Origin of the sequence: Streptosporangium canum, from assembly GCF_900113865.1 — a bacterium.
Taxonomy (GTDB): domain Bacteria; phylum Actinomycetota; class Actinomycetes; order Streptosporangiales; family Streptosporangiaceae; genus Streptosporangium; species Streptosporangium canum.
This window is the reverse complement of the sequence record NZ_FOQY01000053.1, coordinates 1-14,211: the sequence shown is the minus strand read 5'-3', so window position 1 is coordinate 14,211 and position 14,211 is coordinate 1. Positions and strand designations below refer to the sequence as shown.

The following is a 14,211-nucleotide window of genomic DNA, read 5'->3' as shown; positions in this document are numbered from 1 at the left end:
GGGCGAACCGATCTCCAAAGCCCAGCAGGGCTAGACACTAGATCGGGAATCGTCCTCAAGAACCCGTCCGCGCAAAGCCTCCAGTTCCTGCCCCAGAGCACCCGACCCGACGAGCATCAGGGCGTGTACCGCGCTCACCTCCCGGGCGGATGCCCATATGCCCGATCCGCGGGCCTGGAACGGGAGAACCTCGATCGAGTGGACCCGGAAAGCGGCCGGGTCCAGGTATCGCATGCCCCCGGTCCCGCACAGGTAGGTCGTGGCGCCTGTCAGCCATGCCAGGTCGGCCAGGCGCTGCGAACGTTCACCAGGTGCGAGCAGATCGCTGCTGTGCAGGATCTGCCCCTGCCACCCGACCTCCTCCAGCAGCAGGCGCGTGGACAGCTCCGTCACGTCCGCCAGTCGATCCGTACTCTCGAACGCGGCGAGTACGGGTTCGAGCCCCCTCTTGAACGACGGCCAGTAGGCACTGCGCCGGTAGTGGTCGGCGAGGAGCTGAACGACACGGCGCCGGCAGCGGGAGGGATCGGCCAGACGCGCTCCGCGGATGGAAGTGAAGCGGCCGTATGGCAGATAGGTGGAAATGGAGAGCCACTGCGGCTGCCACGAGCCGTCGAGCGAGGCGAGGCGCGCACGGTGCTGGTAGTCCCTGCGTGCGAACTGCACATCGTCCAGGACGATCCAGTAGTCGGCGGCGAACAGCTTGGCCAGCGTCACCAGCCGGGGGAAGAGGTTGGGCTGGTGGATGGCGCACACCTCGCCGTACGGCAGGTCAGGGCGTAAGGAGCCTGCTGTCGAATCCGGCGCGGAGAAGAGCCTGGTAGGCGTCATGGACCTCTCCTGGGACGGGCTGCTCGATGGCGTAGCCGAGCTTGGGGTACTCGATCACGCGCTGGAGGTCGCCGACGAGCATGTCGATGACCAACTTCGGATCGCCGATCGAGCTAACGTAGTCGTCCAGCTCAAGCGGCTCGGAGGCGCACACCACCTCGACCTCGGGCCATACCTTTCGTGCCGTGGCGTAGGCCCGGCGCTCCATGTACGGCTTGGAGATCAGGAGCACCGAACCAGGCCGAATACCTGCATCGGCCAGCACCTGGCGGGACAGTGCGATGTTCTGGCCGGTGTTGATGGCATTCGGCTCCAGCAGAATCGCCTCGTCGGACATGCCGAGGTCAAGCGCGTGCTCGCGGTAGTGGACGGCCTCGCCTCGGGGGAAGCGCGCCGCGGTGGTGGGGCTGGTGGCACCGGAGAAGACGAGCAGCGGGAACCAGCCGGCGCGGTGCAGGTCGACCGCCGCGCGTGCCACCCCCAGATCGTGGCTGCCCAGGCCAATGGCCACGTCACACCGGCTCAGGTCGTGGTGCATCTGGTGGTAGTCCCAGATGGTGTGGGCGTGCTGCCACTGCTCGTCGGTGATGACCTGCTGCTTGACGCTCACTCGGTTGCTCCCTGGTCGCCGTGGCAGAGGGAGGCGGATCTCCCCCTGGATGGTCCGCTGGATGCCCTCGATGCTGCGCAGTTGGTGCGCGAGCCCGTGCTGCGCGGCCTCGCGTGCGGCACGGTCGAGGATCACCACCCCATCATCCACGGTGGCCCGATCCGAAAGCAGGACGTGCCCGTAAGCCGTCTCCAGCCGGACCCGCTGCATGGGCGCATCGGTGACTGCGGTGGCGCGGGCGAGGTCGATCAGGCGTAGCGCCTCCGAGAGGTTCCCTGCGCCACGGTGGGCCAGAGCGAGTTTCTGGTGCGCGACGGACCAGTCCTCGGGTTCGCCGAGGTTCTCGAACTCGCGGATGGCGGTCGTCATCAGGCGGGCGGCGTAGTCATTCTTGTCGTTCTTGCTCAGGGCGGTCCCCACCCACAGCCGGGCTCGCGCCCTGTCGCGTGGTGAGAGCCGGTCGTCCACCGCCAGCGCCTCATATTCCTTGGCGGCCTCGTCCAACCGGCCCCCCATCTCGGCGACCACCGCCAACGAAAGGTCGAGCTGCGCGATACGACGGGGGATGTCGAGCTGTCCATAGATCGATCGGGCGTTGAGGTAGGAGCGGCGAGCGGACAATGGGCCGGCGACTGCTCCTTGGTCGCGCTGGAGGTCGCCGAACAGCGTCGTCGATCGTGCGAACAGGTAAAGACCCTTGTCGTCCAACGCGTGCGGGTCGTAGCGGGTGAGCCATCGCTTCAGTAGGTCGGTGGCGTAGCTGAAGCTCTGGCGGCTAAGAGCGACCACAGCCCGGTCAAGGTCGTCTGTCCAGGTCTCGTAGTCCCAGGCCCGTGGTCCCATCCGGGTGACTCTCAGCCCTTGGTCCACGTCCTGGCCGAGTTCCAAGAGCAGCGTCTCGAACCGCAGGTGAGTCGCCGAATTCGCGCGGGCGAGTGCGGTGTCCAGGATGGCTTGGGTGTCCGGACGTGGCCGAGTAGTGGTACCGAGCTGGTCCCACTTCGCCACGGTGCGGGGAGCCACGCCGAGGTGCTGCGCGAACACCCGCACGCTCATCCGCAGGGCTCGGCGAAGTGCACGCGCTTCGAGACCGGTCCACTCATGCACGGTCGTCACGTCGCTGCTCCCTTCCACGGCCATGGAAGCACGTAGAGGTACCGAGGGCCTACGGAAGTGCAACGCAAGTGCGACAGCGGGTCGTATCCAGCGGGGTCGGGGCTGGCCATGCTCAAAGAGCGGGCCGTAAGCCCCGGCCACGGTAAGGACGGCTACCTTGTGGACACTCACCGAACAACACGATGTGGACGGCCCGATCGTCTACGGGTACCTGCGGCTGCATCGTTCGACGCCCGAGCGGCACGCCGCCCTGACGGTAGCCCTCGCCCAATACTGCGAGCAGCACGAACTGCAGCTTTGCGGCATCTTCACCGATCGAGGGGCCGCATCGTCGGACGACCCGGCCTTCGCCGGCCTGCTGGACGTCCTTCTCATGTCCGGCGCCTACGGGGTGGTTCTGCCCACTACGCACCACCTGGGCGAGAAGCCCGTCGCGACTCGGCGGCGGGAACAGCTGAACGCGATTGGGGCGCGGCTGCTGGTCGTGCGGGGAGCCCTCCGTACCACTGGCTCTTCCGCCGGCCGACCAGTCGTGACTCTGGCCCGCGCCGTTCCCCATGGCCAGCTCGAACCAACTCGCCAAGGACCCCATGATGATTGACACCTTCGTCGCACCACCGCCCGGCAGCGAATTCAACCCGGACGTGCCAGCGGTAGAGCGCACGTACGCCGCGCTCGCAGGCTCCGAAAAGGACGGCTTCGAGGCCGACCGTGCAGCCGCCGGCAAGCTGAAGGGGGCGATTCCTGGGGTAACCGAGGTCGTCCAAGAGAACGCAGCGGCTATCGCGCGGGCTGTCGCCTCCCCGTCCACCTTCGTGAAGTGCTCGATGCAGCCCCGGTATGACCCCGGCGCCATCGAGGTCGCCAAACTGATACAGGCGCGGGCGCCCCGCTGGCTTGTCCTGTGGCGCCCGTACTGGCGGGTCCTGCAGGCGTGGGAGTGCTCCGACCCGCGGCTATGTCGCACCGTCATGGGGCGCAGCGCCACCGAGCTGTGGCAGCGCATGCAGGAAGCTGAACTTGATCTCTGGCGGACCTCCCCGCGCGCCATGACCGCGGACCGGCCACCCACTACACCCGTTCCGGGTGGCCGTGAGGATCTGCCAGAGGCGGCCCCAAGACGATCACCGGACCTGGCAGCACCCCGCCGGCCCGGAAGACCTCGGGGCCCCAGACCACACCAGGCGGGAGCGCATCGTGTTCACGTACAGTGACGCGTTCCTGGCGGTCGCCGGGTGGCCGTGTTGCTCCTCCTCGTCTTGGCGTAGACAGCCGAGCAGGCTCACAACGTGCGGCCGTCCACGTACTCCGGCGCGGGCCCATGCCCCTACCTAGCGCCCATGCTGCCCCGCGCCGCCTACGACCCGCCGCCCACGATGTACCCCGGGAGGCCGTCGTGGGCGGCGGGCTCCAGATCCTGGCCGGACCCTTCCCACGTGGCGAGCGCGCAGGCTCGCCAGCGGGCCGGCCAGGCGGGGGAAGGCGGGCACCCTGTCGAGGAGTGCAGGTTGTCCGCCTTCCTCCCCCAGCGGGCCGCACGCCCCGTGGAGAGAGCAGACGAGGATGACGAGAACCCGCCAGCCGCAGGCGGTCAAGCAGGAGGGCCCCACCCCCGAGTGGGAGCCGTACACGTCACATGGCGCCATCCTCCGGGTCAGACACACCTCGTGCTGCGGCCGGTACGAACTGGCGTCGGAGGGCGGCGAGTTCTTCGTGCTCCGTCCCGCCGACAGGCGCGGGCACGAGCAAACCAGCCGAGGCCGGGCCTACCGCGACGTCATCCAGATGTACGCCGCCCTGGTGCGCAAGCACCACCTTGACCACACCAGCCGCGGCGAATGGTACGAGGCCGACCCGTACGTGAACCAGGCGGAAGCGGGCTGACTATGCCCCTGCCCGGCTGGCGTGGACACCCCACGTCAGGAACCCGAAACAGGACAAGGAGTAGAGACATGAGCACTCTGACCCCGGAGGAGACCGCCACGGTCGACACGGGAGAGACGTTCGACCCGTTCGCCCTCAACATCGAATTCATCGAGAACACCCCGGCGGCCGACACGGTGCTGATGTGCAGCACCGGCGACAACTGCGGAACCTCCTGCCCGAGCGCCTGCACGACCTCGTAGTCCGCGGGGCGCGGGTCCGTACGGGCCCGCGCCCCCTTCTTCCCCAGAACGGAGCGTGAGTGATGACGCGGTCGCGGCGGACCCTGTACCGGTGCACGGGCGCCGGGATGCTGCGCGCGGCGGTGAACCTTTCCGCCCCTGCCCTGCCGCAGTGGCCGGGGCCCGCCGCGTCCCCCGAGCAGTGGCGTTCCTGGCTCGGCCCGATCTGGGCCGATGACACGTTCCGGCGCGCGGTCTCCAGTGCCAGCCTGGACCTGGCCCGCCAGGTGGAGGCAGTTCTGGATGGGCGGTTGTCGAACGCTCGCCGGGCGCGTCGCGCCGCACTCGCGGTCGCCCGGTACGCCATCAGGTATGAGCACCGGTCCACGCCGTTCGGCCTGTTCGCCGGCGTCTGCCTGGTCGACTTCGGCGAGACATCCGCCGTGCTTGTCGGGGATGAGCACGAGATCGTCACCCGAGCCGACCCCCGGGCGCTGGACAAGGTGATCAACACCCAGGAGGCCGACGGCACGTCGATGGCAGCCGTCGAGGTGTGCGTCAACAACCTGGTGTACGTGCGCGGCGGCCGCGTCTTCGTGCCGTCCGAGGGCGCGTCGGAGTTCTCCCTCGCACTGACGCCTGCGCTGACGCTCGTTCTCCAAGCGGCCAAGTCACCCATCCGGTATGCGGCGCTCACGGGCAAACTCGCCGCAGAGTTCCCGCAGGTGGAGGAACACCACCAGGCGGCGTTCCTCGCGGAGCTGCTGCGGCTTCGGCTGCTGCTGTCGGCACTGCGTGCCCCCGCCACGATCGTTGACCCGGCAGCCGTCCTGCCTGCCGTCGCCTTGGACGCCCGCGATCGGGAGGCGTACGTGGACCTACGGCTGAACGCCAAGGTTCGACTACCGGAGGCCGTCGCGGTCGAGATGGAAACCGTAGCAACCGTGCTGGCCAGGCTCGCGGCCAACCCAACCGGCACTCGGGCGTGGCGGCGCTACACCGAGCAGTTCGCCGCCCGATGGGGTGAAGACGCCGAGGTCGGCCTGGAGCAGCTCGTTGACCCGGACAACGGGTTGGGCCTGCCTGACGGGTTCGGCTCGGTGTCCGAGCCGCCACGACCGATGTCGCGACGCGACCGGCTGCTGTTGGATCTCGCAGGGACCGCCGCCGTCGAACGCCACCGGACGGTGATCCTGTCCGAGCCGCTCATCGAGGAGTTGGAGGCGGCCGCAGGCGAACCCACCGCCCTGGCACCGCACTTCGAGGTGTGCGCACAGGTCCAAGCCCATTCCCTCCCAGCGCTCGACCGAGGCGACTTCCGCGTCCGCGTTCACACCGTCTCCAGGGCGGCAGGCACGATGACGGGACGATTCGGGCACCTATTCCCGCAGGCCGCCGGGCAAGTGGCCCTTCCCACGGTTGACCCTGTGGCGGAACTGGCTCAGTTGTCGTTCCATCCCTCCCGCGTCGAGGCCGACCTGCTCACGCGCACCCCGCAAGTCCTGCCGAAGCTGGTCAGCGTCGGAGAGCACCGGGGCAGCGACGCCACGGTTTTCGTCCCCTCTGATCTGGTCGTAGGTCTGCGCGGTAGCCACCTCTACCTCGCGGTGGCCGCCACCGGGGAGCGCCTGGAGCTGCTCGCGCCGACCGCGCTCAACTTCATGTGGAACAACTTCACCCCGCCGCTGGCCCGGTTCCTGGCCGAGATCAGCCGTGCCGCGACTCCGCAGGTGACCTGGTTCGACTGGGGTGCGGCGTGGACGCTGCCGTTCACGCCGGGGCTGCACTATCGGCGCAGCATCGTCGTTGCCGCCCGCTGGCAGCTTCGGGCCCGCGCCCTGCCCGGCCGTGCGGCATCCCTGGAGGAGTGGGCCGCGCAGCTGCACGCCTGGCGCGGCCGGGCGGGTGTGCCTGACCGTGTGCTCCTGGCCATGGACGATCAGCGCCTGCTGCTGGACCTCACCGGGGAGATGGACCTGGACGTGCTCCGTACGCACCTGTGCGGCTCTCCTATCGCGGTGCTCTACGAGGCGCCACCGCCGGACATGGATGGATGGATCGGCGGGCGGGCCCACAGCATCGTCGTCGCGGTAAGGGCGGGCCGATGAGCCCGCCCACGACGCAGGCCCTGGCCGAGGGCGCGCTGGGGATAGCGTTGCTGCACATCGAGCGCGGCAACCTTGCCGCAGCGCGGCCCCTGCTGGCCGAGGCGGTCACCGGTGGCGTCAGCACCGGCTCCAACGCTTCTCTGTTCCACGGCGCCCCGGCCCTGGAGTTCGTGCTTGGCCGTGCCGGGCGCACCGACCAGACCGTTCAGGCGGCCGTCGACCGGGTCGTGACCGCTCGGCTCGCCGCGGCCCGCTGTCGGCGAAAGGCGACCCGGCTCCCGGCACTGGCAGAATTCGATCTCATCCGAGGGCTCACCGGGCTGGGGGTGGTGCTGCTTGCCCGAGCAGGCTCGCCGCCGCCGCTGCTGCAGGAGGTGCTGGCCTACCTGGTGACGCTGGCGGTCCCGGCCGAAGCCGATGCCCAGGTCCTGCCCGGGTGGTGGTCGCCGGACAGCCCCACGCATGAGGAGATCACCGGTGGCCACGCGAACAACGGGGTAGCCCACGGCATCGCCGGCCCGTTGGCGCTGCTATCTCTCGCCACCTGCCGCGGCGTCCTGGTGGAAGGCCAGATAGGCGCCATCAAGACGTTCACGGCCTGGCTGGAGAAGTTCGGCTCCTTCTACTGGATCACCCTGGACCCGCTCGCCGCTGAGGCGTTGCAGGCGCCGCCCCTGCGCCCCTCCTGGTGCTACGGGGACCTTGGTATCGCCCGCACGCTGCAACTGGCAGCCTGCGCGCTCGGCGACGACACCCGTAGGCAGAAGGCCGAAGAACTCGCCATCGCCGCCCTCACCGACCCGGCCCGCCTGAGCCGGGTCACCGATGCGTCCCTCTGCCACGGCTGGGCCGGGCTGCTGACCGTCACGACCGCCCTCGCCGCCGACAGCCGTACCCCCGACCGGTTCGCCGAGCCCATCCGGCAGACCCGCCAGAGGTTAGAAGCGGGGATCCCCACACTGTCCAAGCCCGGGTTCATGGAAGGCCGAGCCGGGGCGGTCATGGCGCTGAAGGGCTCCAACGTGACTGGCTGGACCCGCGCCCTGTTGATCAACTAACCCGTCACCACAACCGAGCAGGAGCGAACCGAGGACATGGACTGGAACGACGAGAACCTACCGCTGCCCGACGAACCGAAGTGGTGGCACGCCACCATCCGCTTTCCCGGCGATGCCGGAGCGACCCCGAAGGCTGCGACCGCACTCGCGGCCGCGCTGTCCGGCTGGCGTTTCCACTTCCTGCGCAAGGAAGGCAATCTCCGGCTTCGCACCGAGAGGCCCGCTGCCGACCTGCTCGATCAGCTCGTCGCCGACGAGGTCGTGGCCGGTTGGGTTGGCGGCATCTACGAACCGGAGATCGAAACCTTCGGCGGCGAGCAGGGTATGGCCATCGCCCACGAGGTGTGGTGCGCCGACAGCCCTGCGGCCTTGGCCGAGACCGGCAGCCCGTACGCCCGTGAGCGGTGCATCCTGCTGCTCTCCACCATGAACCGCGCGGCGGGCCTCGACCCGTTCGAGATCAGCGACGTGTGGGCGACATTCGGCAACCTCCGCCCGGCAATCGACCCACCGCAGGCGGCCTACCAGGCGTCTGCGATCACTGCCATGCGGCGCCTCGTGCACGCCGACGCCGCCAAGCGGGACACCACCGAACCCGGCTGGCCTGACCGCGTCGCCGCGTTCGAGGACGCCGGCCGCCGCCTGGCCCGGCTCGCGACCAGTGGGCAACTCCGGCGAGGGCTGCGCGCGGTCCTCGCCCACCACGCGATCTTCGCTTTTAACCGCGCGGCCACACCCGTGGCCGAGCAGGCTGCCGCGGCCTGGTTGGGCTGGAACGTCGCCTTCGGAGACGGCGACCCAGCCACCGTGTCCAGCAGTCAGTCCGCACCCGTAACCCTTATTTTCAAGAGGATGGAGAGCACCATCACCACGACCGACCCCGCCGAGCTGCGCAACGCCATGGTGGACAAGTTCATCGGCTCCAGCCACCTGCGCACTCCCGCGATCATCGACGCCTTCCGGGACGTCGAGCGCCACCGGTTCATCCCCGACGTCGAGGTCGTCGCCGCCTACGTCGATGACGCCGTGTCGGTGAAGAACGACCGAGACGGCGAGATGATCTCCTGCATCTCCGCGCCGTCGATCGTCGCCACCCAACTGGAGCAACTGGGCGCAGAGCCCGGCCACAAGGTCCTGGAGGCCGGGGCGGCTACCGGCTATAACGCCGCTCTCCTCGGGCGGCTCGTCGCCCCCGTCGGCCGCGTGTGGACGGTGGACGTCGACACTGACCTCGTCAGCACCGCCGCGAAGCATCTGGCCGCTGCTGGCGCGTCGAACGTGACCGCGCTGCTGGCCGATGGCGCGGCCGGTCTGCCCGAGCATGCCCCGTTCGATCGGATCCAGTTCACCGTGGGCGCCGGTGACATCCCCCTCCCCGTCCTGAATCAACTGGCCCCGGACGGCCGTCTCGTCATCCCGATGCGGATCCGCGGCAGTATCTCCCGCTCCTTCGCCTTCGAGCGCGACGGCGACGGCGAGACCTGGAAGACCGTCTCCTGCGAGATGGCCACGTTCGTCCCGCTGCGTAAAGGCGTGTGTGACGACGTCCGTACGGTGGTCCCCATGGCCGGGGAGGGCAATGTCCGGCTGGAAACCTACAGTGAGCAGCTCGTGGACCGGGAGGCGATGCGGACCGTCCTGGACGAGCCCTCCTACCAGGTCTACACGGGCGTGAAGCTCCGGCAGGGTTCACCCTGGGAGTGGGTCTATCTGTGGTTGGCGTGCGTCCTGCCCAACGGCCTATCTCGGGTACCTGGCCGGCGGCCCGGGTTCACCCCGCATTTCGGGTGGGGTTCGATGGCGGCGCTCGACGGCGACAGCCTGGCCTATCTGACCGTCCGCGAGGGTGAAGACACCGTGGGCCGGTTCTGGGAGATCGGCGTCATCGGTCACGGCCCGCGCGCCGCCGACCTAGCCGAGCAGGTCGCCGCCGCGATCCAGGAATGGGACCGCTACTACGGCAACGACGCCCCGGCCCCCGGCTTCCGCATGGCCACGGCCGCCAACCGCGACCTGCTGAAGGCCGCTGACTCACGCTTCGTCATCGACAAGACCAACAGCCGACTCGTCATCGACTGGCCGTAGGAAGGGGAGCAGCGTGATGAACCCTGCGATCGCCGCCCGTATCCCGCTGGTCTGCCGACCCAAACCCCCCGGGCTTCCACTGGACAAGCGCATTGCAGAGCTCACCGCGCTGACCGCCGAAACACCCGGCGCGGCGGACCACTCCAAGCGGGTGGCCCGCGCCTGCGGTGTCCTCAACTTCTCCGCGCTCATCGCCTCCGACAGCGGCATGCCCGACCTGGCAACCGAACTGTGCTGGCGGCAGCACAAGGTCTTCGCCGAAGCCGGGAGCCTCGACCAGGACATCGCCGTGATGTCGCTGATGCCGCTGGTGAACATCGCCCGGCTCCTGATCCGTGAAGGTGAAGGTGGCACTGCCTTCGCGGTGCTGCAGCAGTTGTACCGGGCCGCCGAGCAGCGCGGCGCCACCGTCATCCGCGATCACGACGTCGACCTGTCTCCGTTGATCCGGACCGTCGCAGACCACCGCAAGATCTGTACGGAGCTGTGGGTCGCCCTGCTGATCGACGGTGCCAGAGCCCTCGCGAGCGTCGGCCGTTGGACCGAGGCAGCCGAATCCATGGCCGCGCACCGCGGCGTCGGTCAGCGGCTTCTCGACGGCCGCCAGCTCACGATCATGTCGCTGATGGAACAGGGCCTCCCGCAGCAGGCCGCCACCATGATCGACTCCAGCGTTCCCACAGAGCCATGGGAGAACGCCGTCGCCGCCATCCTGCGCGTCTACTGCCGTCCTCCGACCACGCCGACACCACAGGACGAACTGGACCATGCGGGACGGGAAACTCTCGCGCTGATCACCGACCCCGACCCGATGACCACAGCGTTCCGGACTCGGCTCACCCTGACCATGCTCGACCTGACCGCCGACCGACCCACGGCATATGACTCCGACCTGCGGTCCACTGTCGTCGGCGTGGCCTGCACGGACGCCTACGCTGCCCGAGAGGTCATGGGGCACCACGGGATGCGCTCCCGCATGACCTCGCAGCAGGAACAGGAAGTCGCCGGCGTGCTCACCGCCTCGGGGTTCGGCGCCGGCTACCTCCCAGCAGCCCACCTGGATGCCCTCACTGCCGCAGTCCGTCACGGCGAGGACAGCCTGCGTGCCCTGCTTGCCGAGCTACACGGAGCGGCCTGAGCCGACCTATGATCGCTCCTCCGGCCGTGGTTGCGAACCCCGCACTCCAATCACGGCAACCGCCCGGCGCAGGCCCGAACCGGGCGGCGCGGCCGTGGGACGACGCTACTGGAGAGCCCACCCCACGGCCTCGCGGGAGCGCACGCGCCGGAGCTGATGGTCACGACCCGGCATGGTGAAGCCTGGCGGCCCAACGCGCAACCAACCGAGGACGGCGAGCGGGTAAGACCTCAACGGCGGCTCGTCACTGAATCCCCAGCACGTTACGGGAGAGATCGGCGGACGTGCGGTCAGCGACGCCGGCACCAATCACTCGATGTGACTAGCGCCGCAGGCATTACGGACGACGCCATCGACCAACTACCCACAGCCGATTTGTATCGGCCAGCCTTACCTGGGCACCGTCCAAGATCAGACTGCCCCTCGCCCGGCGGCCCGGGCGAGGGATGTCGCCTCTTGAGCGCGCCGGCATGCAAGTCGTGATGATCAGGCACATTGCCCGAAGTCCGACGTCCTGTCGGGCGAAGTAGCGCCGGAGATCTCACGTCTATGCTCTAGCAGTCGACATGAACGCTCTCGATCTCTCGGAGACTTCTTGATCACCTTGTATCGCGCCCATCCCGAGCCGGGTGTCGACAGCCTCGATGGAATCCGCTCTTGGACCACATCTCGGAGCCATGCGATGAGGTATGTCACGGGCGAGTTCGAAGGCTATGGCGGCCCTCATCTGTACGTCACAGAGGTGAAAGCCTCTTTGATCGTCGATCTGAGGCCGTGTGAGGAGTACGAAAAGCTCAGAAGTGTGGTGATCGATTTGGTTGGCTTCGATCTCAACGACTTACCTATCGATCTTGGCTACTACCACGACCTGTTTCGTGAGGTAGCGCCCATAGCGAGGGCACGCGGTTTCCAGTGGCTGGCCTTCTGCGATGAATACCCCTTCAGCAATGTAGAAGAGTGGCTCTACCTTGGCTCTGACCCACTACCGGTGCGCGAGATAGAGACGGATTAGGTGCCCTACCCCTCCGATCAAGCGATGATCGTTTGCTCTGCCGGAAGGTAATTCGGCCAGTGCGAGGTTCCTGTGGCCTGCTACCAGTTGACGCTTCCTGGTTCGTCGAAGGATCCATCGGCCAGTCGGCGTACGCCGTACTGCAGAGAGGAGGTCGAAAGTCTTTCGACGCCGCAAGCTCGCATGAACTCGACCACGTCGAAGTTCGGGTCCTCGTAGCCGAGGCACTGTGCGGCCACCCACGCCACGTTTGTACGGACGCTTTCGGTCTCGTTCGCGGTGAGTTCCTTCTCGCTGCGTTTACTGGTGTCGTGGCGACGCTGATGACCGGCACGATCCATCCGGTATGGAGCGTCTTTCCAGTCGTGTCCCCTGATCTCCGCAGCCATTTCACGGGCGCGGCGGCTTAGCGCCATGGTCCCTCCAAGTAGGACGAGCGGCACGTGACCATCCGAATAGGTCGCCGCTGGGCCACTTAGTGGTCCCGCCCGTAAGTTCTTCGGGGGTTCACGCGGCTGTTGGCAGTGCGGCAGGCTGGTGGCTGTGGCCGGGAGGCTGCTGGGAGCACTCTTTCTGTTCGTGCCGCTCGATCCGGGCCACCAGGTCCTCGAGATCGGCCGGGGTGAACTCCCATTCGAAGGGCCGGGCGGTCTCGTTGTAACGACGCTCGAAGGCGGTGAGCCGGTCTTTGACCTGGTCAAGGCTGGTGAAGTCGTTGGGTGTGACGACCTTGCGCTGCACGATGGAGAAGAAGATCTCTATCTGGTTCAGCCACGAGGCGTGCACCGGGGTGTGCACCATCACGGCGTTGGGGAAGCGCGCGGCCAGCCGGTCGCAGGCGGCCTTGCCGCGGTGGCTGGAGCCGTTGTCGACCACCCAGAACACCCTGCTGGCCGAGGCGTAGGGCTCTTGGGTCATGACCTGTTCGACCAGGGTCATGAACGGCAGGATGCCGGTCGTGGGCGCGCAGTGCCCGAACACGCGGGAGCGGTGGACGTCGTAGGCGGCCAGGTAGGCCAACGATCCGCCGCGGTCGTACTCGTGGTTGACCCGCATCATGCGGGCCGATCCCGGTGGCAGGGTCGGGTGGCAGCGGCAGCGCGCCTGGATCGAGGTCTTCTCGTCGCAGGAGATCACGTACTCGTCGCCGCCGAGCGGCCGGCCGTCCCAGACCCGTTGGTAGAGGTCCAGCACCCGGCCGGCCTTGATCGCGAAATCTGGGTCGCGGATGAACACCCACGACTGGTACTGCCAGGGTTTGAGCGCGGCGGCGGCCAGGATCCGGCGAACGGTCGACGCCGAGATCGCCGTGATGATGCCCCGGCCGGTCACCTCGGCCGCCAGGTCGCCGCTGCTCCACCGCGACAGCGGCACCCCGGTCTCGGCCGGTAGCTGGCAGGCCAGCGCTTTGACCTCGGCCCGCTGAGCAGGGCTGAAGCGGGGTGGCCGACCCGATCGGGGCCGGTCCTTCAGTCCGTCCATCCCCTGGTCGGCATAGCGGCCCCGCCAGGTCCGGACGGTGTCGATATGGACCTGCCGCCGGAGGGCGATACGCGCGTTGGCGTAGCCGTGCGCGGCGTCCAGCACGATCCGGATACGGACGACCTGCTGGTAGGGGGCGGTGCGGGAGTAGGCCAGCTTCTTGAGCCGACGCCGCTCGGACGCGGCCAGAACGATCTGGCGGGCACGGGGAAGAGGCACTGGGGGACTCTCGGGGAGATCTTGGGGACCCCTGCGACCCTGCCCGATCCGCCCGCCCCGCCGTGATCGACACGCCGGGGACGGCAAGATATCTCTCATGCCCGCGATCCCGGACTCGACCAAGACCTCGCTTGCTCAGCGGCTGCGCCAGCACGCCCGCGACCACTGGCCTGAGCTGTCCAGCCTGCATATCCGCTACCACGGTCAGTTTGCCTATGTCGAAGGCGAACTGACCGACGGCGACCGGCTGCCTCTCCTTCGGTTGCGCTACAGCGGCTCGGCTTCCATTTGGGGATTCGGGCTCTACCTCGCCAGCAGCGGCAAATACGACAACCAGATCCTGCCCACCGGCCTCATCGCCGGCAGCCCTCAAGAAGCCCTCGACTGTGCCTGCGGCCTCTACCTTGGACGCTGACCCCCGAAGAACTTACGGGCGGGACCACTTAG

13 protein-coding genes are annotated in these 14,211 nt (G+C 68.2%); 9 read left to right on the top strand and 4 right to left on the bottom strand.

The genetic code is table 11. The features are described from left to right. Window positions 1–30: 30 nt before the first annotated feature. Both BM085_RS40170 and BM085_RS46560 read right to left on the bottom strand, forming a co-directional pair. Window positions 31–831, bottom strand: coding sequence for a WbqC family protein (locus BM085_RS40170; protein WP_093892003.1), 801 nt, complete (start codon window positions 829–831; stop codon window positions 31–33). After that, entirely contained in the window at window positions 773–2,557 is a 1,785-nt protein-coding gene (locus BM085_RS46560) for an ElyC/SanA/YdcF family protein (RefSeq protein WP_245789976.1), read from the bottom strand. The genes BM085_RS40170 and BM085_RS46560 overlap by 59 nt, the downstream gene beginning before the upstream one ends. 157 nt (window positions 2,558–2,714) lie before the next feature. Between BM085_RS46560 and BM085_RS40155 the strand changes: the two genes are divergently transcribed. From BM085_RS40155 to BM085_RS40120, 8 genes are all read left to right on the top strand, one after another. Then, window positions 2,715–3,158 carry a recombinase family protein gene (locus BM085_RS40155; protein ID WP_177245511.1) on the top strand — a complete coding sequence of 148 codons (444 nt, stop codon included), beginning with the start codon at window positions 2,715–2,717 and terminating at the stop codon, window positions 3,156–3,158. A gap of 962 nt (window positions 3,159–4,120) precedes the next feature. Beyond that, window positions 4,121–4,441, top strand: a complete 321-nt coding sequence (locus BM085_RS40150) for a hypothetical protein (RefSeq protein WP_093892002.1) — start codon at window positions 4,121–4,123, stop codon at window positions 4,439–4,441. Between the two features lie 68 nt (window positions 4,442–4,509). Continuing rightward, entirely contained in the window at window positions 4,510–4,683 is a 174-nt protein-coding gene (locus BM085_RS43985) for an FxLD family lanthipeptide (RefSeq protein WP_143121300.1), read from the top strand. A 62-nt stretch (window positions 4,684–4,745) separates the two neighbouring features. After that, window positions 4,746–6,770 carry a lantibiotic dehydratase family protein gene (locus BM085_RS40140; protein ID WP_218158969.1) on the top strand — a complete coding sequence of 675 codons (2,025 nt, stop codon included), beginning with the start codon at window positions 4,746–4,748 and terminating at the stop codon, window positions 6,768–6,770. Next, window positions 6,767–7,828: a lanthionine synthetase C family protein gene (locus BM085_RS40135; protein ID WP_093892000.1), complete on the top strand. Its 1,062-nt coding sequence runs from the start codon at window positions 6,767–6,769 to the stop codon at window positions 7,826–7,828. Before BM085_RS40140 ends, BM085_RS40135 begins: the two co-directional genes overlap by 4 nt. A gap of 36 nt (window positions 7,829–7,864) precedes the next feature. Further along, window positions 7,865–9,913, top strand: a complete 2,049-nt coding sequence (gene fxlM / locus BM085_RS40130; protein ID WP_093891999.1) for a methyltransferase, FxLD system — start codon at window positions 7,865–7,867, stop codon at window positions 9,911–9,913. A 16-nt stretch (window positions 9,914–9,929) separates the two neighbouring features. After that, window positions 9,930–11,051, top strand: a complete 1,122-nt coding sequence (locus BM085_RS40125) for a hypothetical protein (protein WP_093891998.1) — start codon at window positions 9,930–9,932, stop codon at window positions 11,049–11,051. Between the two features lie 682 nt (window positions 11,052–11,733). Next, the gene (locus BM085_RS40120; protein ID WP_093891997.1) at window positions 11,734–12,063 is read left to right on the top strand and encodes a hypothetical protein; all 330 of its coding nucleotides are present in this window, start codon (window positions 11,734–11,736) and stop codon (window positions 12,061–12,063) included. An 80-nt stretch (window positions 12,064–12,143) separates the two neighbouring features. On the opposite strand, the gene BM085_RS43980 is transcribed toward BM085_RS40120, so the two are convergent. Together BM085_RS43980 and BM085_RS40115 are read right to left on the bottom strand one after the other, a co-directional pair. Next, window positions 12,144–12,479 carry a hypothetical protein gene (locus tag BM085_RS43980; protein ID WP_143121299.1) on the bottom strand — a complete coding sequence of 112 codons (336 nt, stop codon included), beginning with the start codon at window positions 12,477–12,479 and terminating at the stop codon, window positions 12,144–12,146. Window positions 12,480–12,570: 91 nt separating this feature from the next. After that, the gene (locus tag BM085_RS40115; RefSeq protein ID WP_218158696.1) at window positions 12,571–13,764 is read right to left on the bottom strand and encodes an IS630 family transposase; all 1,194 of its coding nucleotides are present in this window, start codon (window positions 13,762–13,764) and stop codon (window positions 12,571–12,573) included. Window positions 13,765–13,861: 97 nt separating this feature from the next. On the opposite strand from BM085_RS40115, the gene BM085_RS40110 reads away from it, so the two are divergent. Next, window positions 13,862–14,179 (top strand): hypothetical protein, encoded by a 318-nt coding sequence (locus BM085_RS40110; RefSeq protein WP_093887160.1) that lies wholly within the window; start codon window positions 13,862–13,864, stop codon window positions 14,177–14,179. The last annotated feature ends 32 nt before the right edge of the window (window positions 14,180–14,211 follow it).

What these genes read in the sequence shown, in the direction of transcription:
- BM085_RS40170 (WP_093892003.1), bottom strand. Translation starts at nt 831, where the DNA reads ATGACGCCTACCAGGCTCTTCTCCGCGCCGGATTCGACAGCAGGCTCC.
- BM085_RS40150 (WP_093892002.1), top strand. Translation starts at nt 4,121, where the DNA reads ATGACGAGAACCCGCCAGCCGCAGGCGGTCAAGCAGGAGGGCCCCACC.
- BM085_RS43985 (WP_143121300.1), top strand. Translation starts at nt 4,510, where the DNA reads ATGAGCACTCTGACCCCGGAGGAGACCGCCACGGTCGACACGGGAGAG.
- BM085_RS40140 (WP_218158969.1), top strand. Translation starts at nt 4,746, where the DNA reads ATGACGCGGTCGCGGCGGACCCTGTACCGGTGCACGGGCGCCGGGATG.
- BM085_RS40135 (WP_093892000.1), top strand. Translation starts at nt 6,767, where the DNA reads ATGAGCCCGCCCACGACGCAGGCCCTGGCCGAGGGCGCGCTGGGGATA.
- fxlM (WP_093891999.1), top strand. Translation starts at nt 7,865, where the DNA reads ATGGACTGGAACGACGAGAACCTACCGCTGCCCGACGAACCGAAGTGG.
- BM085_RS40125 (WP_093891998.1), top strand. Translation starts at nt 9,930, where the DNA reads ATGAACCCTGCGATCGCCGCCCGTATCCCGCTGGTCTGCCGACCCAAA.
- BM085_RS40120 (WP_093891997.1), top strand. Translation starts at nt 11,734, where the DNA reads ATGAGGTATGTCACGGGCGAGTTCGAAGGCTATGGCGGCCCTCATCTG.
- BM085_RS43980 (WP_143121299.1), bottom strand. Translation starts at nt 12,479, where the DNA reads ATGGCGCTAAGCCGCCGCGCCCGTGAAATGGCTGCGGAGATCAGGGGA.
- BM085_RS40110 (WP_093887160.1), top strand. Translation starts at nt 13,862, where the DNA reads ATGCCCGCGATCCCGGACTCGACCAAGACCTCGCTTGCTCAGCGGCTG.